We start from the raw sequence: 18,378 nt of genomic DNA on the forward strand, positions 1-18,378 counted from the left end.
ACCAGAGAATTCAGCGTGCGCGTCGCGCGAGGCGCTCCGGCTCCAGGATCAGCACGCTCTTGCCCTCCAGCCGCAGCCAGCCACGGTGCGCGAAGTCGGCGAGCGCCTTGTTCACGGTCTCGCGGGAGGCGCCGACGAGCTGGGCGATCTCCTCCTGCGTGAGGTCGTGGGTGACCCGCAGCAGACCCGACTCCTGGGAGCCGAACTGGCGCGCGAGCTGCAGCAGCGACTTCGCCACACGGCCCGGCACGTCGGTGAAGATCAGGTCGGCGAGCATGTTGTTGGTGCGGCGCAGGCGACGGGCCAGCACGCGCAGCAGCTGCTCGGCGATCTCCGGACGCTTGCCGATCCACTCCCGCAGCGCGCTGCGGTCCATGGTGTAGCAGCGCACCTCGGTGACCGCGGTCGCCGAGGAGGTGCGCGGGCCCGGGTCGAAGATCGACAGCTCACCGAACATGTCCGACGGGCCGGCCACCATCAGGAGGTTCTCCCGGCCGTCGGGGGACTTCCGGCCGAGCTTCACCTTCCCGCCCGACACGATGTACAGGCGGTCACCGGGCTCACCTTCGGAGAAGATGAGCTGCCCGCGGGAGAACTCGGCAGTCTCCAGAGCTTCGGCCAGCGCCTCGGCGGCCTGGGGCTCCACACCTTGGAAGATCCCTGCCCGGATCAGAACCTCGTCCACTGCAATGCTCCTCGTTCACCGGCCGTGTCGTCACGGCGGGTCGTCGGCGCGTCAGTGTAGAGGTCTTCGCCACACACGTGCGCACCACTGGCCCGATCGGATTGACATCCGATCGGGTCCGATTCGTCGCGGGGCGCTGTCACGCACCCGTACGCGATCTTGTCAGGCCGACGGGACCTGGCTCCGACGAGCCCCCCGACGGCGCCGGTTGCGGAGCCGGAACAGCTCCAGCGCGCGGCCCGTGCCGGACCGGAACAGGGCACGGACCTCGTCCGGACGCGGCTGTTCGAGCATCTCGTCCAGCTCGTCCTGGCGCACGGTGGACTCACGCATGCGGGACTCGACGCGCTCCATACCGAGCGCGAAGAACATCACGAGCAGCGGGACGAGAACGCTCAACCAGGCAGTCATGGCAACTCCGATCCTCCCGTACGGGTTCGCAGCCCGGCCGGTTGGGGGTGGCCGCGTCGACGTCTTCGTGACGCGACCGTGACCTCCTAGCCCGTTCGGCGCACACCCGGCCGGGTGCGTGCACCGCTCGTCGGACGCGTCGCCACGCCGGCCGGTCGAACACCCCCCGGCGTGGACCGGATCGCGCCCGGCGACGAGCGGTGCACGGCGCGACACCGTGACACGACTGTCGGTGCCCACCCGTACGCTCGGTCACGTGAGCACCTCCGCCGGACGGCCGTCGCGGGCGTCGCGGCCCACCCCCCGCGCCGCCGCCGGTCTGACTGCACGCGTCGCGGCCGGGGAGAGCCCGATCGGGCGAGCGCGCCGGGTCAACCGCATCCTCCGGTCGCTGGCGGAGGCCTATCCGCACGCGCACTGCGAGCTGGACTTCACCACCCCGCTGGACCTCGCCGTCGCGACGATCCTGTCCGCGCAGTGCACCGACGAGCGGGTCAACCAGGTCACCCCCGCGCTGTTCGCCCGGTACCCCACCGCCGCGGACTACGCGGGCGCCGACCGGACCGAGCTCGAGGAGCTGATCCGCTCCACCGGCTTCTACCGGAACAAGGCGACGTCGCTGACCGGGCTGGGCGCCGCCGTCGTCGAGCGGCACGGCGGGGAGCTGCCGTCGACGCTGGACGAGCTGGTGAAGCTGCCCGGCATCGGGCGCAAGACCGCGAACGTCATCCTCGGCAACGCGTTCGGCGTCCCCGGGATCACCGTCGACACCCACTTCGGACGCCTGGTGCGCCGCTGGGGCTGGACGACCGAGGAGGACCCGGTCAAGGTCGAGCACGCGATCGGCGAGCTCGTCCCGCGGCGGGACTGGACGATCGTGTCCCACCACGTGATCTTCCACGGGCGCCGGGTCTGTCACTCGCGCAAGCCGGCCTGCGGCGCCTGCACGCTCGCGGCGGACTGCCCCGCCTTCGGGCTCGGCCCCACCGACCCGGGCGAGGCCGCGGCGCTGGTCAAGGGCCCGGAGCGGGACCACCTGCTCGCACTCGCGGGGATCGCGGGGCCGCCCGGGGACGGCCGGTGACCCGGACAGGCGCCTCCCGCTCCGAGATCGTCTCGACCGTGGTCGTCGTCGTCCTGGTCGCGATCGCGGTCTGGGCGCTGTGGCCCTCGGGCACCGTCTCCGGCGGGAGCAGCGGCGCCGGACCCGCGGCGAGCGCCGCCCCTGCGGACCGGCCCGAGACCGACCTCGCCGCCGCGGACCCGCGGGCGCTGGCCGCCGCGCGGGCCTCGGCCCGGCTGGCACCCTGCCCCGCCCCGTCCGGCAGCACCCCGACCGGCCCGCTCGCCGGGATCACCGTCCCGTGCCTGGGCGCCGACGGCCGTACCGACCTGGGCGCGGCCCTGACCGGGCGTCCGACGCTGGTCAACTTCTGGGCGTCGTGGTGCGTGCCGTGCCGCGACGAGCTGCCCGCGCTGCAGGCCTACGCGCAGCGCCCCGGTGCACTGCCGGTGCTCACCGTCGACGTGCAGGACGACCCGGTGTCCGCGCTGACCCTGTCCGCGCAGCTGGGGGTCACCCTGCCCGCCGTGACCGACCCGCAGCGGGCCGTGCGCCGCGCGCTGGACACCCCGCCGCTGCTCCCGGTCAGCTACGTGACCCGCGCGGACGGCGGCGTCGCGATGGTGGACCCGCCGGTCCCGTTCCGCACCGCCGACGACGTCGCGGCCGCCGTGGAGCGGTTCCGGTGACCGCGCAGGCGGGCGTGCCGCAGGTGCCCGACCCCGACCCCGCGGCGGCGCCGGCGTCGCTGCGCCCGCTCGTCGACGGGGCGCTGGGCCTGGACCCGGCCTGGTTCGGCTGGCGACGGCTGCAGCCCGACACCGGCGAGCCGCGCCGGGCCTCGGTGCTGATGCTGTTCACCGACGGGGAGTCCGGCGGGCCGGACGTGCTGCTCACCGAGCGCGCGGCGACGCTGCGCTCGCACGCCGGGCAGGTCGCCTTCCCCGGTGGGCGGCTCGACCCGACCGACACCGGCCCGGTGCACGCCGCACTGCGGGAGGCCCGGGAGGAGACCGGGCTGGACCCGTCCGGGGTGGTACCGCTGGCCCTCCTGCCGGACCTGTTCATCCCGCCCACCGGGTTCCTGGTGACCCCGGTGCTGGCGCACTGGGCGTCGCCGTCGCCGGTACGGGTGGTCGACACCGCCGAGGTCGCCCGGGTCGTCCGGGTCCCGGTGGAGGTCCTGACCGACCCGGCGAACCGGTTCACCGTGCGCGGCCCCAGTGGCCACACCGGCCCCGCCTTCGACGCCGCGGGCCTGATGGTCTGGGGTTTCACCGCGGGCCTGCTGTCCGCACTGCTGCAGCGTTCCGGCTGGGAGCGTCCCTGGGACGCCGGCCGGGTCCTCGATCTCGACGACGCCTGGGCCCGCGCCCGGCGGAACGAACCGGAAGGAGGCCGGGTGGACGACCACGGCGTGGTGGACCGGTGAGCATCAGCTGGGTCGACGTCGTCGTCGTGATCCTCGCCCTGCTGGCCGCGGCGTCCGGCTGGCGGCACGGGGTCGCGGTGGCGCTGCTGTCGTTCGCCGGCGTACTGACCGGCGCGGTGCTCGGGCTGCGGCTCGCCCCGTTGCTGGCCGGGCAGGTGGAGTCCCAGCAGGGGAAGGTGCTGCTCGGGATCGGCGTGGTGGTGCTGCTCGTCGCGCTCGGTGAGGCGACGGGCGTCTACCTCGGACGGTTCATCCGCGACCGGATCCGCGGCGAGGGCACCCTCAGGGTCGACTCGACGCTGGGTGCCGGCGTGCAGGCGGTCGCGGTGGTGGTGGCGGCCTGGCTGATCGCGCTGCCGCTGTCCTCGACGAGCTTCTCCACCCTGACCAGCGGCCTGCGCGACTCGCGGGTGCTCGCCGGCGTGGACGACGTGATGCCGGACGCCGCGCGCAAGCTCCCGGCCGAGCTGCGCCAGCTCCTCGACGACTCCGGCTTTCCCGACGTCGTCAGCCCGTTCTCGCGGACGCCGGTCGCCGCGGTCGGCCCGCCGGACTCCGCGCTCGCGCAGTCCCCGGTGGTCACCGAGGTCCGCGACCGGGTGCTGAAGGTCCGCGGGCGTGCCCCGTCCTGCCGTCGCGCCCTGGAGGGGACCGGGTTCGTCGTCGCCCCGCAGCGGGTGATGACCAACGCCCACGTCGTCGCCGGGACGTCGAGCACCACCGTCGAGGTGACGACGTCCAGCGGCCGGGCCCGCCAGCTCGACGCCCAGGTCGTCCACTACGACCCCGAGGTCGACGTGGCCGTGCTCGACGTGCCCGACCTCGAGGAGCAGCCGCTGCAGTTCAGCCCGGACCCGGCCCGCGTCGGCGACGACGTGATCATCCTGGGCTACCCGCTGGACGGCCCGTACACGGTCACCCCGGGCAAGATCCGCGAGCGGATCCGGCTGCGCGGCCCGGACATCTACGAGCAGGGCAGCGTGCTGCGCGACGTCTACACCGTCCGCGCGGTGGTGCGCTCTGGCAACTCTGGCGGCCCGATGATCACCCCCGACGGGCGAGTGGTCGGCGTCGTGTTCGGCGCCGCGCTGGACGACACCGAGACCGGTTTCGTGCTGACGGCCGAGCAGGTCGGGCAGGCGCTGAACGTGGCCGCGAGCGGCGCGGCGTCCCCCGCCGACACCGGGAACTGCGCCTCCTGACCCACCGCACTCCGTCCCACGATCCGGGAACGAATGGCCGGATCGTGGGACAGATGCTTAGCGTGGGTACATGACCTCCGTCGACGTGACCCGTACCCGCCGTCGCTGGCTGGTGCTGGCCGTCGGGGTGTTCGCCCAGACCGCGGCCTGCTCGTTCGTCTACGGGCTGCCGTTCGTGGTGCCGCTGCTACGCGACACGGAGGGACTGTCGCTGGCCCAGGTCGGCGCCTACGTCGGCGCACCGACGGTCGGTCTGCTGTGCACGCTGGTGCTGTGGGGCGCCGCCGCCGACCGGTCCGGCGAACGCGGGGTGATGACGGTCGGGCTCGCGCTGTGCGCGACGGCCGTCGCGGGTGCGGCGCTGCTGCCGATCGGGCCCGGACCGCTGCTGCTGGTGCTTCTCGGCCTGGGCGGCGCGGGCGCGGCGTCGGTGTTCGCCGCCAGCGGCCGGATGGTGATGGGCTGGTTCGCCGCGCACGAGCGCGGCACCGCGATGGGGATCCGGCAGACGTCCCAGCCGCTGGGCGTCGCCGTGGCCGGGCTGACGCTGCCGACCCTGGCCGCAGCCGTCGGGCCGTTCCGGGCGCTGGTGCTGCCCGCGGTGCTGTGCGTCGTCGCGTCGGTGCTGGTCGCGACGCTGGCGCCGGACCCGCCCCGGGCGCCGCGGCCCGCGGGGGCCGAGCCGGAGCGCTCCCCCTACGGGACGTCGGTCCTGTGGCGGGTGCACGGCGCGAGTGCACTGCTGGTGGTCTCGCAGTTCGCGGTGGCGTCGTTCGCGACCGAGTACCTGGTCCGCGAGCAGAAGTGGCACGTGGCGGCGGCGGGCGCGTTCGTCGCCGGTGGTCAGATCGCCGGGGCGGTCGGCCGGATCGCGACCGGGGTCTGGTCTGACCGGGTCGGGTCCCGGCTGCGCCCGATGCGCCAGGTCGCGGCCGCCGCGGCCGCGGTGCTGCTGCTGTTCGCGCTCGGCGACGCCGTCGCCGGATGGCTGGCGGTCACGATGCTCGCCGTCGGGGCGGTGGTGACGGTCGCCCCGAACGGGCTGGCGTTCACCAGCACCGCCGAGATCGCCGGACCCGCCTGGTCGGGGCGCGCGCTGGGAGTGCAGAACACCGGCCAGAACGCCGTCGCATCAGTGGTCCCGGCCGCGCTCGGCGCCCTGGTCGGCGCGACCGGCTACGCGGCGGCGTTCGCGATCGCCGCCGCGGCACCGTTGGCCGCGATCCTGGTGACACCGGTCCGCGACGAGCGCCGACGGTCGTCGTGACGCCGCCGGCGCAGCCGGTCAGCGGGTGATCGTCTGGTCCCGCCCGGGGCCGACGCCGATCGCGGACACCGGCGCGCCGGTGAGCTCCTCGATCCGCTGCACGTAGGCCTGCGCGGCGGGGGGCAGGTCCTCCCAGGTGCGGGCACCGGAGAGGTCCTCGACCCAGCCGGGCATCTTCTCGTAGACCGGGACGGCGTGGTGGAAGCCGGTCTGGGTCATCGGCATCTCGTCGACGCGGTGGCCGTCGACCTCGTAGCCGACACAGATCGGCACCGACTCCAGCCCGGACAGCACGTCCAGCTTGGTCAGGAAGACGTCGGTGATGCCGTTGACGCGGACCGCGTACCGGCCGATGACGGCGTCGAACCAGCCGCAGCGCCGCGCACGGCCGGTGTTGACGCCGACCTCACCGCCGGTCTTGCGCAGCCATTCGCCCATCTCGTCGAGGAGCTCGGTCGGGAACGGGCCGGACCCGACGCGGGTCGTGTAGGCCTTCAGGATCCCGATCACGCGGGTGATCTTGTTCGGGCCGATGCCGGAACCGACCGACGCGCCGCCCGCGGTCGGGTTCGAGCTGGTCACGAAGGGGTAGGTGCCGTGGTCGACGTCGAGCAGGGTGCCCTGCGAGCCCTCCAGCAGCAGCGTCTCACCGCGCTCCAGGGCCTGGTTCAGCAGCAGCCGGGTGTCGACGATCTTGTCGGCGAACTCCTTCGACTGCTCCAGGACGGTGTCCACGACCTCGTTGAAGTCCAGCGCGCGCCGGTTGTAGACCTTGACCAGGATCTGGTTCTTCAGCTCGAGGGCAGCCTCCACCTTCTGGTGCAGGATCTTCTCGTCGAGCAGGTCCGCGGCGCGGACGCCGACCCGGGCCACCTTGTCCTGGTAGGCGGGACCGATGCCGCGGCCGGTCGTGCCGATCTTGGCCTTGCCCAGGTAGCGCTCGGTGACCCGGTCGATCGCCACGTGGTACGGCATGATCAGGTGCGAGTCGGCCGAGATCAGCAGGCCGGAGGTGTCGACGCCGCGCCGCTCCAGCCCGGCCTTCTCCTCGATCAGCGCCTCGGGGTTCACGACGACCCCGTTGCCGATGACGTTCTTCACGCCCGGGGACAGGATCCCGGACGGGATGAGCTTCAGCGCGAAGTCGCGGCCGTCCGGCGTGACGACGGTGTGCCCGGCGTTGTTGCCGCCCTGGTAGCGGACGACCCAGCCGAACTGCCCGCCCAGCAGGTCGGTCGCCTTGCCCTTGCCCTCGTCGCCCCACTGGGCGCCGATCAACACGATTGCGGGCATGTAAGAGACTCCAGTTCACACACGCTCGTCACGGTCGCGGGACCGGGCGTGATTTCCGGTTTCCGCGGCGAGGAGGGTACTCGATCAGTGGTTCCGACCGATCCCGAAGCGGTTCTCCTCGACTGCCTGCCGCAGCGTCGTCACCGGCTTCCCTTCCACGGTATCCGGCCCGGCGCGCGACGTGAACGCCCACCGTCGTCGCTGGTGTCCGATCCCGCGGTGCGTTCGGTCACCGTGGGCCCGCGCCCCGGGAAGGCGGAGGTCGACGTCCTGCTCCCGGTGCCGCGGCTGATCGTCCACGGTGACGACGCGGACCTCGCCGCCGTGCTCCTCCGGCTGCTCCGGCGCGACGCGCTCGCGACCGAGGTCGCCTACCTGCCGGTGTCCCGGCGGTCGCGGGCCGCCGCGAACTGGGGCCTCCCGCCCCGGTTCGACGACGCCGTCGCCCTCGCCCGGTCCGGCACCGCACGCGAGATGCCGCTGGTGCGCGACGACAACGGCGGCGTCCTCGCCGGCCGCGGGGAGATCCCCGACCTCTACGGCGAGGCCTACTGCGACGCGACGCGCGTGCTGCACGGCCGCGTGAAGCTGCTCGTCGTCGACGCGGGGCCCGAGGGCGTGCACGTGCGGGCGGGCCGCGGGGGGACCGGCACGACCGGGCGGGCGATCCAGATCGGGACGACGGGTGCGACGCCCGTCCGCGACGGCGTCGCGCACCCGCGGGAGATCAAGCGGTGGGCCTGGTACCGGCACACCGAGCCGTGGCGGCCGGTGCTGCCGGGCTGATCAACGCCCGGGGTCCTCGGGGGCGAGCACCGCGTCGGTCGCGGTGATCCCGACGTCGAACACCTCGTCCGTGGGGACGACGTAGCGGTTGCGGTGGTCCCGGGTCTCGCCGCGACCGCCCGGGACGCCGCCGGCCATCGGGCCGTAGCCGGCCCCGCCGCGAGCCTCCGCCGCCTTGGCGCCGGTCCACGGCTCGGGCGCGCCGGCGCTCCGCGACCCGGGGGTGCGGGGCTCGGTGCCCCACGCCGTCCCGGCCCCGCCACGACCGCCGGGTCCGTGCGGTTCGGTCGCCGCGCCCGGCAGCCGCGCGGTGCCGCGGGACTCGCCGAACGGGGAGCCGACGGCGCCGCGGCCCGCTCCGGAACCGGCTCCGTACGACCCGGTCCCGCTGCCGGGGCGGGTCTGCGGGGGCGGGGCCGGTCTCGGTGCGGGGCGGACGAGCTGCTGCCGACGTGCCTGATCGCCGAAGCGGCGCGCGAGGTCCTCGCGGGTACGGGCGGCGTCCGGCGCCGGGGTCGGGGTCGGGGTCGGGGTCGGGGTCGGGGTCGGGATCCGAACGCGGTCCGGAACGGGCGGGATGCGGGAGCCCGGCACCCCGGCACCGCCTCCACCGGCGCCCGAGGACGCCGGTCCGCTCGGCAGCGGGACGACGGGCGAGGGCCCGCCACCGCCTCCGGCACCGGCGCCACCACCGGGGCCGCCGCCCGCACCGACGCCGCCCGACGGGCTGGGAGGCGCCGACACCGGCTGCGATGCCGACCCGACCGGGGGAAGCCCGACGCCGGCCGGGCCCGGTGTAGGGCCGGGAAGTCCGCCCCCACCCGGAGCGACGGAGACGCCGGGCTGCGGTCCCGGCGGACCGCCGGGACCCGGCGTCACGCCCGGAGACGTCGCGGACGGGGGCGCGGCGGCCGCCTCGGTGGTGAAGCGGTCGTCGATCGCGGAGGTCTCGGACTCGTACCTCTGGAGCGCGCGGTTCGCGACCTCGTCGTTGATCTGGTTGTGCTCGGCGATGGTGACGTGGTCGGCGCCCCTGCCCCGGAGGGACTGCCAGGCCTCGCTGATGTTGTCGCCCGCGCGCTGGATCCAGGAGAACTCGGCCGGGTCCATGAAGCGGACCTGACCGCGCATGCGCTCGAACGCGCTGCCGTGGTCGAGCATGCGGTCGGCGCCGTTCCGGGCGACGTTCGCGGTGCCGTCGACGCCGGTGGCGGTGCGGTCCAGGGACTCCTGGGCGGCCCGGGCGGCGGGGCCCTGCCACGAGATGCCGAGATCGGCCATGCCGCGGTCGAGGGTCTGCTTGGTGGTCGCCATGTCGTCGACGAGCTTGCGGAGACCGTCGGAGGTCTGCCGGGTGGCCTCGGCGCCGGGTTTGCCGAGGATCCAAGCAGCCTTGGTCGCGATGTCGAACGCTTCGTAGTTGTAGCAGCGGGGGAGGGGCATGCTCGGATCCCTAACGTTCGAGCAGCGGGCCGTTGTACGGCGGAGTCGTGGGTTTGAGGGTTACCGCGTTCTCGTCTTCGATGAGCCCGTACTCCTGCGCCGCCTCTTTCAATCGGTCTCGCGCGGCTCGCACCTCGTTCAAATAGTGCACATGCGTATCGACTAGACTGTTGATCTTTGGCTGAAAGACGACCACGGCGTCACGAGATACTGGGTCGTCGGCGCATGGGGGGAGGTTCCGAAGATGTGTCGTAACTCCACGGCCGGCCTGCAACTGCCGAACATGGTCATCCATCTTCTGGTAAAGAACCATGATGTTGTCGACGTTGACCTGGAGCATGAGGGAGTCGCTGACAGACCCTCGAGGTGTGTGCGCCGACGTCGACATGCGGTGGAGACTAGCCGGGGATCTTCGCGAACGGCTCAGATCAGTAGTACTCGTTCACATTCGCAAATCTGCTAATTCTGGCGAGCGGTCGTCAAGAACGCACGCGCAAGCGTCTCGGCCCGGCCGCAGACGGCTTCCGCAGAGCTGCCGGGTCGCGTCGTCTCACCGATGTCATCAACCTGCACACGGACACTCGCGGAGTCAGCAACGTCCAAGTAGAGCTCGCATAAGGCGGAGCCACTCCCCAGCTCGACCATGCGCACGGCACCGAATCCGTCGACAGCGGTGATGACGGCGCCGCTCGCTGTCGCGATCTTCGCCGCCGGCGTCTGGATCGTCTGCACCGAGTAGTTGTCGACGGTCTCGTAGTTCCCCCATCCACACACTCGGCTCGGACCGTCAGCGAGCGTGACGACCGAGGGCTCGTCCCCTTCGACCTCCCATTGCTGGCGCAGCTCAGGGGTCATCGCCACACACGGGTCGACATTCGCCACGTCGATCTCCGCCGGCCGCGGCGGAAACGGCCCCTCCGGCTCCGCAGCCCCACACCCCACGACCACCCCGCACACGAACAGCAGGACGACAACGAGTCGGACCACCGGCGACGCTCCCCCGGACAGGAACAGGACCGCAGCAGGCTAGCCCGCCACCGTCGCCACCGGACCCGTTCCGGTCAGGCCGCGGCGGCGGAGTCGTCCGGGCGCCGGTGGTAACTGTCCACATAGATCTGCCCGGACAGGTCCGCGATGGCGTCCATGATCTCGTCGGTGACCGCGCGCCGGATCGCCGGAGCGCCCTCCAGCCCCTCGTAGCGGCTGAACTCCAGCGGCCGCCCGAAGCGGATCTCGACCCGGGCCAGGCGCGGGATCAGCCGTCCGACCGGCTGGACGCGCTCGGTCCCGATCAGGCCGACGGGCACGACGACCGCGCCCGTCGACAATGCCAGCGACGCGACGCCGGTGTGCCCGCGGTGCAGCTTGCCGTCGAGGGAGCGCGTGCCCTCCGGGTAGATGCCGAACGCACCGCCGCGCTCCAGGACCTTGCGCCCCGCGGCGAGCGCGGCGAGGCCGGCGCGGGCGTTGGACCGGTCGACCGGGATGTAGCCGAGCGCCCCCAGGAACGCGGCCATCAGGCGTCCGCGCAGACCACGGCCGGTGAAGTACTCGGCCTTGCCGAGGAAGGCGACCGTGCGCGGGGCGACGAGCGGGATGAACGCCGTGTCGACGGCCGCGCGGTGGTTCGCCGCGAGGATCACCGGTCCGGTGGCCGGGATGCGGTCCGCGCCGCGCACGCGGGGCCGCCACACAAGCCGGACGAGTGGCGCGAGGACGTAGCGGATGAACAGCTGCACCGTGAACCCCGATCAGTGAGCGACGTCCACAACTCCGTGCAGGGGGGACCGACGTCCCGGCGCCGAACGAGGCCCGATTCTGCTCCGTGACCGGCCCGTGACGGAAGCCCTTCCGCCCGTTCAGTCCCCGTGAGGATCGGTGAGCTGCCCGCGCAACGCACGCAGCGCCTCGCTGCGGGTCATCCCGGTCGCCTGCAACAGGTCGACGGCGATCGAGCGGACCTGGGCGACCAGCACGGGCGCCGAGACCGCGGGCGCCGCGGCCGGCTGCCGTTCCGCCGGCCGGGCGACGACCGCACCGGGGTCGGCGAGGACCGGTGCGTGCTGCACGGCCTCCAGGATCGGGCCGCGCGCCTTCTCGCGGTCGCCGTCCTGCCCGAGCTCCCCGATCAGCGCTTCGACGGAGGCGGCGAGCTCGGTGATCGCGTCCGGCAGACCGGGCGGGACCGGTTCGCCGTCCTCGATCGCGGTCATCGCGCGCCGGGCGAGCACCCGGGCGTTGCGGTGGGCGTAGTCGGCCCGCTCGGCGAGCGTCCGGTAGCGGCGCAGCATGGCCCGGCGCGGCCGGTGCATCGGTGAGACCGTCACGACCTCGCCCGCGGAGCTGACCGCCGTGCGCAGCTCGTCGATGACGGCCTGGGTGTCGCGGGCCCGGGCCAGCGCCCGCGACGCGCTCTCCCGGTCGCCCTCGCGCAGCGCCGTCGCGGTCTCGGTGAGCACGGTGACGAGGTCGTCGAGCACCCGGCGGGCGACCCGGCGCACGATCCGGACCGGATGCGCGGGGATGACGGCGGCGACCAGGATCCCGGCGAGGCCGCCGATCAGGGCGTCGATGCAGCGGTCGATCCCACCGGTCTCGGTGGGCGGGAGCAGCGTCGTCACCAGCACCGCGGACACCGCGGCCTGGTTGACGAACAGGGTCCCGCCGTCGGTGAACACCGCGATGACCAGCGCGAGCGCGACGACGAGCACCAGCTGCCAGAGTCCGCTGCCGATCTGCGCGATCAGCAGGTCGCCGACCAGGACACCGATGCTCACCCCGACGACGAGCTCGGCCGTGCGGCGCAGCCGCGAGTTCAGCGACATGCCCAGGCTGAGCACCGCCGCGATCGGTGCGAAGAACGGCCGCGTGTGACCGACCAGGTCACCGGCCACCCAGAGGGCAAGGCCGGCGGCCATGGAGCACTGCAGGATCGGCAGCCACGACGCGCGGACTCGACGGGCACCGGCCCGGCCGCGTGAGCGGACCCGGTCCCACGCGGCCACCGGCGTCAGGACACGCCGAGGGCGGCGAGCGCCTCCGGGTCCGAGTCGTTGATCAGGGTGCGCAGGCGCTCGACCTCGGGGGCCTCCCCGATCGCCGTGGCGGCGCGCAGCAGCGCGCCGCACGACCGCAGGAAGCCCTGGTTCGGCTCGTGCGACCACGGCACCGGACCGAAGCCCTTCCAGCCGTTGCGGCGCAGCTGGTCCAGACCGCGGTGGTAGCCGGTGCGGGCGTAGGCGTAGGCGGCGACGGTCTCCCCGGCGTCGAGGGCGCGCTCGGCGAGCACCGCCCAGGCGATCGACGACGACGGCGACCCCGCCGCCACCTCCGACGGGTCCTTGCCCGCGGTCAGGTCCGCCGCGGCGGGGTCGACCGGGAGGCGCGTGTCGTCGGGCTCGAGCAGGTTGCCGTGCAGACTCATGCCGCCATCCTGGCGCGCGCCCACCGGTCGTCGCCAACCGGTGGGCACACGACGAGGATCCGGAGGAGGACTCAGAGGGCCTTGCCGGCGGACTTCAGCGACTCGCACGCCTCGATGACGCGCTCGCTCATCCCGACCTCGGCCTTCTTCAGGTACGAGCGCGGGTCGTAGACCTTCTTGTTGCCGACCTCGCCGTCGATCTTGAGCACGCCGTCGTAGTTGGCGAACATGTGCGACACGATCGGCCGGGTGAAGGCGTACTGGGTGTCGGTGTCGACGTTCATCTTCACGACGCCGTAGCCCAGAGCCTCGTGGATCTCCTCGAGCAGCGAGCCGGACCCGCCGTGGAAGACCAGGTCGAACGGCTTGGCGCCGGCGTCGAGCCCCAGCTTCTGCACGGCCACCTCCTGGCCCTGCTTGAGGATCTCGGGGCGGAGCTTGACGTTGCCCGGCTTGTAGACGCCGTGCACGTTGCCGAAGGTCGCGGCCAGCAGGTAACGGCCCTTGTCGCCGGAGCCGAGGACCTCGACGGTGCGCTCGTAGTCGCCGGGGGCGGTGTAGAGCTTGTCGTTGATGTCGTTCGCGACACCGTCCTCCTCGCCGCCGACGACGCCGATCTCGACCTCGAGGATGATCTTCGCCTTGGCCGCCTGCTCCAGCAGCTCGGCCGCGATCTTCAGGTTCTCCTCGAGCTCGACCGCGGAGCCGTCCCACATGTGCGACTGGAACAGCGGGTTCTGCCCCTTGTCCACGCGCTCCTGGCTGATCGCGATCAGCGGACGCACGAACGAGTCCAGCTTGTCCTTGGGGCAGTGGTCGGTGTGCAGCGCGATGTTGACCGGGTACTTGTCCGCGACGACGTGCGCGAACTCGGCGAGGCCGACCGAGCCGGTGACCATGTCCTTCACCCGGGTGCCGGACAGGAACTCCGCGCCACCGGTCGAGACCTGCACGATGCCGTCGGAGCCTGCCTCCGCGAACCCGCGCAGCGCCGCGTTGAGGGTCTCGGTGCTGGTCACGTTGATCGCCGGGTAGGCGAACTCGCCGCTCTTGGCGTTGTCCAGCATCTGGTTGTAGATCTCGGGCGTGGCGATGGGCACGGGGCCTGCCTCCTCGTCGTCGGCGGTCGCTGCTCCGCGCAGCGCTCCTTGTCTCCGGGTGAGTATCACGTACCCGCGGGGAAGGGGGAGCCATCGTCTGCCATGGGCCTGGTCTCACCACGGGCGACGCCGTCGACCGCTGCACCGGGTAATGCTGCGGAGCCTGTCGGTGGTGGTCGCTAGTGTGGTGGGCGTGGAGGAGGAGCGCGCCGAGAACGCCGTCGACCGGACGCTGGGCCGGTTGCGCGCCATCGACAGCCGACCGGCGCCCGCGGGCACCGGGCCGCACCCGTTCGCCCCGGGCACGGCGGCGGCCCCGGTCGACGGGCCGGGTGGTTCCGGGGCCCGGCAGGGCCCGGAGACACCCCTGACGCTGGCCGACCTCTACCGCGACCACCGCCTGCGGCTCATGCGCCTCGCGATGCTGCTGGTGGACATCCCGGCCACCGCGGAGGACGTGGTGCAGGAGGCGTTCACCGGCCTGCACCGGCACTGGACCGGTCTGCGGGACGAGACGGCCGCCGTCGCCTACCTGCGTGCGGCCGTGGTGAACGGGTCCCGGTCGGTGCTGCGGCGCCGTCGCACGGCACGCGAGTACGTGCCGCCGCACGCGGCGAACGCCCGCTCCGCGGAGTCGCTGGCCATGCTGTCGGCCGAGCACCAGTCGGTCGTCGACGCGCTGGGCCAGCTCCCGCCGCGCCAGCGCGAGGTCCTCGTCCTGCGCTACTACGGCGGGCTCACCGAGTCCGAGATCTCCGAGGCCGCCGGGATGAGCCGGGGCACGGTGAAGTCGACCGCCAGCCGCGCGCTCGACGCCGTCGCCCGGATCATGGCCGAGCGGGCCGGGACCGAGGCCGTCCGGCGTCCGGGAGAGCTGCGATGACCGGCCCCCAGCCGCCGCAGCCCGGCCGCGACGACGCCGCCCGCCGGATCGGCGAGGCGCTGCAGGCGCAGGCCCGCGGGCGCCCGATGCCGCAGCGCCCCGCGGCGGGCCCGGCCCCCGTGCCGCCGCGCGTCCCCGGCCGGCTCCCGCCGCCGGTCCCGCGTCCCGGGCCGCCCCCGCAGCGCCGGCCGCAGCAGGCCCCGGCGCCGGAGCCAGCTCGTTCGGCGACCGGCCAGATCGTCTGGGCCGCGGTGATCGCGCTGCTCCTCGGTGCCCTGCTCGGCGGGGGTCTCGCGCTGGTGTCGGTGCTCCTGCCGGGTGCGCTGCCCGCCCTCGGCTGAGCCGCTCACAGCACCCCCACAGCGACGGCCACGTCGATCCACATCACCCGGCCGGTACCGTTTCCCGACGTGACGGTTCTCGCCGCGACGCAGACGCTCGCCCTCGGTCCCGACTGGCTCGACCCGGCGGTGATCATCGAGTCCCTGGGTCCGTGGGCCCTGGTGGGCGTCGCTGCGATCATCTTCGCGGAGTGCGGGCTGCTGCTCGGGTTCTTCCTCCCGGGCGACTCGCTGCTGTTCACCGCGGGCCTGTTCGTCGCGCAGGGCGCGATCGGCGTGCCGCTGTGGCTGGTCTGCCTGGTGCTGGTGGTGTCCGCCTTCGCCGGCAACGCCGTCGGCTACGGCATCGGCTACCGCGCCGGCCCGGCGATCTTCGACAAGCCGAAGTCGAAGCTGTTCAACCCCAAGCACGTCGAGAAGACCCACGAGTTCTTCGAGAAGTACGGCAACCGGGCCATCGTCCTCGGCCGCTTCGTGCCGATCGTGCGGACCTTCATCACCGTGAGCGCCGGCGTCGCGCGGATGGACCCGAAGCGCTACCTGACGTACTCGCTGATCGGCGGCGTCGCGTGGGCGGCCGGCGTGACGGTGCTGGGCTACTTCCTCGGCCAGTTCGCGTTCGTCCGCGAGCACATCGACCTGATCCTCATCGCGATCGTGCTGATCTCCGTGCTGCCGATCGTGTTCGAGGTGCTGCGGGCGCGGGCCGCGTCCAGGCGCGGGGGCCCCGCCGGCCCGGTCGACGGCGTCGCGGGCGCCGCGACCGGTGCGGCCGTGGCGACCGTCGGTGGGACCGCACCGGAGCGCGAGGACGACCCGGCCGCCGTCACCATGCGGATGCCCGCCGTCGGTGACGGCCCGGTCCCGCAGGGCCCGCCCTCCGCGCAGCCCGGCCCGCAGCCGGGTCGCGCCCCGCGGTCGCCCTACGCCGGTCCCGGCCCGCAGCCGGGCGGGTACGGCCCCGACGGCGCCGTACCCGGGCGCCCGCAGCCCGGCGCCGTGGAGCCGCCGTACCGCCACACCACCGGCCGCCCCGCCATGCCGCCCCGGCACGGCAACTGATCACCAGGCGTCGGACAGGTCCGCGTGCTCGCGGATCCAGCTGTGCATCACGATGCCGGACGCGACGCCGGCGTTGACCGAGCGCGTCGAGCCGAACTGGGCGATCGACACGACCAGGTCCGCGGCGTCGCACAGCTCCGGTGACAGCCCGGGGCCCTCGGCGCCGAACACGAGTACGCAGTCCCGCGGCAGCGACGTGGCCTCCAGCCGGACCGCGCCCGCGACGTTGTCCACCGCGACCACGGCCAGGCCGTGCTCCCGGGCGAACGCGACGAGACCGTGCGAGTCGGCGTGGTGGTGCAGCCGCAGGTAGCGGTCGGTGACCATCGCGCCGCGGCGGTTCCACCGGCGTCGCCCGACGACGTGCACGCCGGCGACCCCGAAGGCGTTCGCCGTGCGCACCACCGTGCCGATGTTGTGGTCGTGCCCGAGGTTCTCGATCGCCACGTGGAACGGGTGCGCCCGGCCTGCCAGGTCCGCCGCGACGGCTTCGCGGCGCCAGTAGCGGTAGCGGTCGACGACGTTGCGCCGGTCACCGTGCTCCAGCAGCTCCGGGTCCCACTGGTCGCCCTGCGGCCACGGCCCGGCCCACGGGCCGACCCCGACCTGGCCGGGGACCGACCACTCGCTGGGCCCGGGCTCGCTCATCCCAGCTGCAGGTCCGCCAGCCCCAGCAGCGCGCGGTACGGCACGCCCTCGGCCTCGACGGCCTGCCGGGCGCCGGTGTCGCGGTCGACGACGGTGCACACCCCGACCACGTCGGCGCCGGCCCGGAGTACCGACCGGACCGCGGTCAGGACCGAGCCGCCGGTGGTGGAGGTGTCCTCGACGACCAGCACCGGGCGGCCGGTGATGTCCGGGCCCTCGATGAGCCGCTGCATGCCGTGCTTCTTGGTCTCCTTGCGGACGACGAAGGCGTCGACCGGGTCGGTGTCCGGCTCGGCCGCCGCCGCGTGCAGCACCGCCGTCGCGACCGGGTCCGCGCCGAGCGTCAGCCCGCCGACCGATCGGTAGGTCCAGTCCGCGGTGAGCTCGCGCAGCAGCCGTCCGATCAGCGGGGACGCCTCGTGGTGCAGCGTGACGCGGCGCAGGTCGATGTAGTAGTCGGCCTCCGCGCCGGAGGAGAGCGTGACCCGCTCGTGGACGACGGCGATCTCCCGGACCAGCGCGGCGAGGCGGGAGCGGTCGGTGTGTGCGGAGCTCATGTGCGATCCCTGTCGAACGTCGCCGTGATGCGTCGCAGCAGGCCCCGGGGCAGCACCCCGGTCACCCCCACGATCGCCTTGTACTGCCTGGAGGGCACGGAGACGACCCGGCCCCGGTCGAGGTCGGCGAGTGCCTCGTCGACGACCTGGGAGGCCTCCAGCCACAGCGGGCCGCGGCGGGCGCCGACGTCGATGCCGGCCCGCTCGTGGAACTCGGTGCGCACGTAGCCGGGGCACAGCACCATCGCGCGCACCCCGGTGCCCTGCAGCGACGCCGCGACGCCCTCGGTGAAGGAGATGACCCACGCCTTGTCGGCCGGGTAGGTGGAGCCGCGCCCGGCCAGGAAGCCCGCGACGCTCGCGACGTTCAGCACCGCTCCGGTGCCGCGGTCGACCATCCCGGGCAGCGCGGCCCGGGTCAGCTCCAGCACGGCGGCCACGTTCACCTGCAGCTGGCGGGCCAGGTCGGCGGCGTCGTTCTCCAGGAAGGAGGCGCCGAGCGCGAGCCCGGCATTGTTGACGAGCAGGTCGACCGGCGCGACGTCGGGGTCGGCGAGGCGGCGCACGACCCGGGCCCGCTGGTCCGGGTCCGACAGGTCGGCGGGCAGCACCTCGACGGCGACACCGAGGTCGCGGTAGCGCTGCGCGGCGGTCCGGAGGCGGTCGGCGTCGCGCGCCACGAGCACGAGGTCGCGGCCGTCGGCGGCGAGCCGATCGGCGAACGCGGCCCCGATCCCCGACGACGCGCCCGTGATCATGACGGAGGGCACGCGGGGAGCGT

The 18,378-nt window shown here is 73.7% G+C and carries 22 protein-coding genes; 9 read left to right on the plus strand and 13 right to left on the minus strand.

Translation table 11 applies throughout. The annotated features are described in order from the left end of the window. Positions 1–10: 10 nt before the first annotated feature. Together ZF1_RS26420 and ZF1_RS26425 are read right to left on the minus strand one after the other, a co-directional pair. Positions 11–685 (minus strand): Crp/Fnr family transcriptional regulator, encoded by a 675-nt coding sequence (locus ZF1_RS26420; protein WP_482638581.1) that lies wholly within the window; start codon positions 683–685, stop codon positions 11–13. Between the two features lie 162 nt (positions 686–847). Beyond that, positions 848–1,096, minus strand: a complete 249-nt coding sequence (locus ZF1_RS26425; protein WP_043282623.1) for a hypothetical protein — start codon at positions 1,094–1,096, stop codon at positions 848–850. Positions 1,097–1,352: 256 nt separating this feature from the next. Between ZF1_RS26425 and nth the strand changes: the two genes are divergently transcribed. The 5 genes from nth (at position 1,353) to ZF1_RS26450 (ending at position 6,060) form a co-directional block, all read left to right on the plus strand. Then, complete coding sequence (gene nth, locus ZF1_RS26430) at positions 1,353–2,180, plus strand: endonuclease III (protein ID WP_482638582.1); 828 nt, start codon at positions 1,353–1,355, stop codon at positions 2,178–2,180. After that, positions 2,177–2,848: a TlpA family protein disulfide reductase gene (locus tag ZF1_RS26435; RefSeq protein ID WP_482638583.1), complete on the plus strand. Its 672-nt coding sequence runs from the start codon at positions 2,177–2,179 to the stop codon at positions 2,846–2,848. The genes nth and ZF1_RS26435 overlap by 4 nt, the downstream gene beginning before the upstream one ends. Continuing rightward, positions 2,845–3,591 carry an NUDIX hydrolase gene (locus ZF1_RS26440; RefSeq protein ID WP_379672936.1) on the plus strand — a complete coding sequence of 249 codons (747 nt, stop codon included), beginning with the start codon at positions 2,845–2,847 and terminating at the stop codon, positions 3,589–3,591. The genes ZF1_RS26435 and ZF1_RS26440 overlap by 4 nt, the downstream gene beginning before the upstream one ends. 2 nt (positions 3,592–3,593) lie before the next feature. Next, complete coding sequence (locus ZF1_RS26445; RefSeq protein WP_482638758.1) at positions 3,594–4,793, plus strand: MarP family serine protease; 1,200 nt, start codon at positions 3,594–3,596, stop codon at positions 4,791–4,793. 70 nt (positions 4,794–4,863) lie between these two features. After that, positions 4,864–6,060: an MFS transporter gene (locus tag ZF1_RS26450; protein WP_482638584.1), complete on the plus strand. Its 1,197-nt coding sequence runs from the start codon at positions 4,864–4,866 to the stop codon at positions 6,058–6,060. Between the two features lie 18 nt (positions 6,061–6,078). Here ZF1_RS26450 and ZF1_RS26455 read toward each other — a convergent pair whose 3' ends face one another. Further along, positions 6,079–7,353: an adenylosuccinate synthase gene (locus ZF1_RS26455; protein ID WP_357438379.1), complete on the minus strand. Its 1,275-nt coding sequence runs from the start codon at positions 7,351–7,353 to the stop codon at positions 6,079–6,081. Between the two features lie 204 nt (positions 7,354–7,557). Between ZF1_RS26455 and ZF1_RS26460 the strand changes: the two genes are divergently transcribed. After that, entirely contained in the window at positions 7,558–8,139 is a 582-nt protein-coding gene (locus tag ZF1_RS26460; RefSeq protein WP_482638585.1) for a hypothetical protein, read from the plus strand. Here the strand turns inward: ZF1_RS26460 and ZF1_RS26465 are convergent, their stop codons facing one another. From ZF1_RS26465 to fbaA, 7 genes are all read right to left on the minus strand, one after another. Further along, entirely contained in the window at positions 8,140–9,582 is a 1,443-nt protein-coding gene (locus ZF1_RS26465) for a WXG100 family type VII secretion target (protein ID WP_482638586.1), read from the minus strand. 10 nt (positions 9,583–9,592) lie between these two features. Continuing rightward, positions 9,593–9,922, minus strand: coding sequence for a hypothetical protein (locus ZF1_RS26470; RefSeq protein WP_482638587.1), 330 nt, complete (start codon positions 9,920–9,922; stop codon positions 9,593–9,595). A 119-nt stretch (positions 9,923–10,041) separates the two neighbouring features. Then, complete coding sequence (locus ZF1_RS26475; RefSeq protein ID WP_482638588.1) at positions 10,042–10,569, minus strand: DUF3558 family protein; 528 nt, start codon at positions 10,567–10,569, stop codon at positions 10,042–10,044. A gap of 74 nt (positions 10,570–10,643) precedes the next feature. Further along, positions 10,644–11,321 carry a lysophospholipid acyltransferase family protein gene (locus tag ZF1_RS26480; RefSeq protein WP_482638589.1) on the minus strand — a complete coding sequence of 226 codons (678 nt, stop codon included), beginning with the start codon at positions 11,319–11,321 and terminating at the stop codon, positions 10,644–10,646. 120 nt (positions 11,322–11,441) lie between these two features. Next, the gene (locus ZF1_RS26485) at positions 11,442–12,500 is read right to left on the minus strand and encodes an FUSC family protein (protein ID WP_482638590.1); all 1,059 of its coding nucleotides are present in this window, start codon (positions 12,498–12,500) and stop codon (positions 11,442–11,444) included. A 92-nt stretch (positions 12,501–12,592) separates the two neighbouring features. Next, positions 12,593–13,006 (minus strand): DUF3151 domain-containing protein, encoded by a 414-nt coding sequence (locus ZF1_RS26490; RefSeq protein ID WP_251783410.1) that lies wholly within the window; start codon positions 13,004–13,006, stop codon positions 12,593–12,595. A gap of 71 nt (positions 13,007–13,077) precedes the next feature. Next, complete coding sequence (gene fbaA, locus ZF1_RS26495) at positions 13,078–14,106, minus strand: class II fructose-bisphosphate aldolase (protein WP_062398779.1); 1,029 nt, start codon at positions 14,104–14,106, stop codon at positions 13,078–13,080. Between the two features lie 169 nt (positions 14,107–14,275). On the opposite strand from fbaA, the gene ZF1_RS26500 reads away from it, so the two are divergent. The 3 genes from ZF1_RS26500 (at position 14,276) to ZF1_RS26510 (ending at position 16,392) form a co-directional block, all read left to right on the plus strand. Further along, entirely contained in the window at positions 14,276–14,989 is a 714-nt protein-coding gene (locus tag ZF1_RS26500) for an RNA polymerase sigma factor (protein WP_405420960.1), read from the plus strand. Beyond that, positions 14,986–15,330, plus strand: coding sequence for a hypothetical protein (locus ZF1_RS26505; protein WP_208822261.1), 345 nt, complete (start codon positions 14,986–14,988; stop codon positions 15,328–15,330). The genes ZF1_RS26500 and ZF1_RS26505 overlap by 4 nt, the downstream gene beginning before the upstream one ends. Before the next feature lie 69 nt (positions 15,331–15,399). Continuing rightward, positions 15,400–16,392 carry a DedA family protein gene (locus ZF1_RS26510; RefSeq protein ID WP_482638591.1) on the plus strand — a complete coding sequence of 331 codons (993 nt, stop codon included), beginning with the start codon at positions 15,400–15,402 and terminating at the stop codon, positions 16,390–16,392. Here the strand turns inward: ZF1_RS26510 and ZF1_RS26515 are convergent, their stop codons facing one another. Genes ZF1_RS26515 through ZF1_RS26525 form a run of 3 tightly spaced genes read right to left on the minus strand, consistent with a single transcriptional unit; the run spans position 16,393 to position 18,367 of the window. After that, complete coding sequence (locus ZF1_RS26515; protein WP_405420952.1) at positions 16,393–17,040, minus strand: TrmH family RNA methyltransferase; 648 nt, start codon at positions 17,038–17,040, stop codon at positions 16,393–16,395. Further along, on the minus strand, positions 17,037–17,597 hold the full coding sequence (gene pyrE / locus ZF1_RS26520) for an orotate phosphoribosyltransferase (RefSeq protein WP_405420949.1): 561 nt from the start codon (positions 17,595–17,597) through the stop codon (positions 17,037–17,039). The genes ZF1_RS26515 and pyrE overlap by 4 nt, the downstream gene beginning before the upstream one ends. Then, positions 17,594–18,367: an SDR family NAD(P)-dependent oxidoreductase gene (locus ZF1_RS26525; RefSeq protein WP_482638592.1), complete on the minus strand. Its 774-nt coding sequence runs from the start codon at positions 18,365–18,367 to the stop codon at positions 17,594–17,596. The genes pyrE and ZF1_RS26525 overlap by 4 nt, the downstream gene beginning before the upstream one ends. Positions 18,368–18,378 lie beyond the last annotated feature (11 nt).

It is taken from the genome of Pseudonocardia sp. ZF1 (assembly GCF_056835605.1).

What these genes read in the sequence shown, in the direction of transcription:
- ZF1_RS26425 (WP_043282623.1), bottom strand. Translation starts at nt 1,096, where the DNA reads ATGACTGCCTGGTTGAGCGTTCTCGTCCCGCTGCTCGTGATGTTCTTC.
- ZF1_RS26450 (WP_482638584.1), top strand. Translation starts at nt 4,864, where the DNA reads ATGACCTCCGTCGACGTGACCCGTACCCGCCGTCGCTGGCTGGTGCTG.
- ZF1_RS26455 (WP_357438379.1), bottom strand. Translation starts at nt 7,353, where the DNA reads ATGCCCGCAATCGTGTTGATCGGCGCCCAGTGGGGCGACGAGGGCAAG.
- ZF1_RS26465 (WP_482638586.1), bottom strand. Translation starts at nt 9,582, where the DNA reads ATGCCCCTCCCCCGCTGCTACAACTACGAAGCGTTCGACATCGCGACC.
- ZF1_RS26470 (WP_482638587.1), bottom strand. Translation starts at nt 9,922, where the DNA reads ATGCTCCAGGTCAACGTCGACAACATCATGGTTCTTTACCAGAAGATG.
- ZF1_RS26485 (WP_482638590.1), bottom strand. Translation starts at nt 12,500, where the DNA reads ATGGCCGCCGGCCTTGCCCTCTGGGTGGCCGGTGACCTGGTCGGTCAC.
- ZF1_RS26490 (WP_251783410.1), bottom strand. Translation starts at nt 13,006, where the DNA reads ATGAGTCTGCACGGCAACCTGCTCGAGCCCGACGACACGCGCCTCCCG.
- ZF1_RS26505 (WP_208822261.1), top strand. Translation starts at nt 14,986, where the DNA reads ATGACCGGCCCCCAGCCGCCGCAGCCCGGCCGCGACGACGCCGCCCGC.
- ZF1_RS26515 (WP_405420952.1), bottom strand. Translation starts at nt 17,040, where the DNA reads ATGAGCGAGCCCGGGCCCAGCGAGTGGTCGGTCCCCGGCCAGGTCGGG.
- pyrE (WP_405420949.1), bottom strand. Translation starts at nt 17,597, where the DNA reads ATGAGCTCCGCACACACCGACCGCTCCCGCCTCGCCGCGCTGGTCCGG.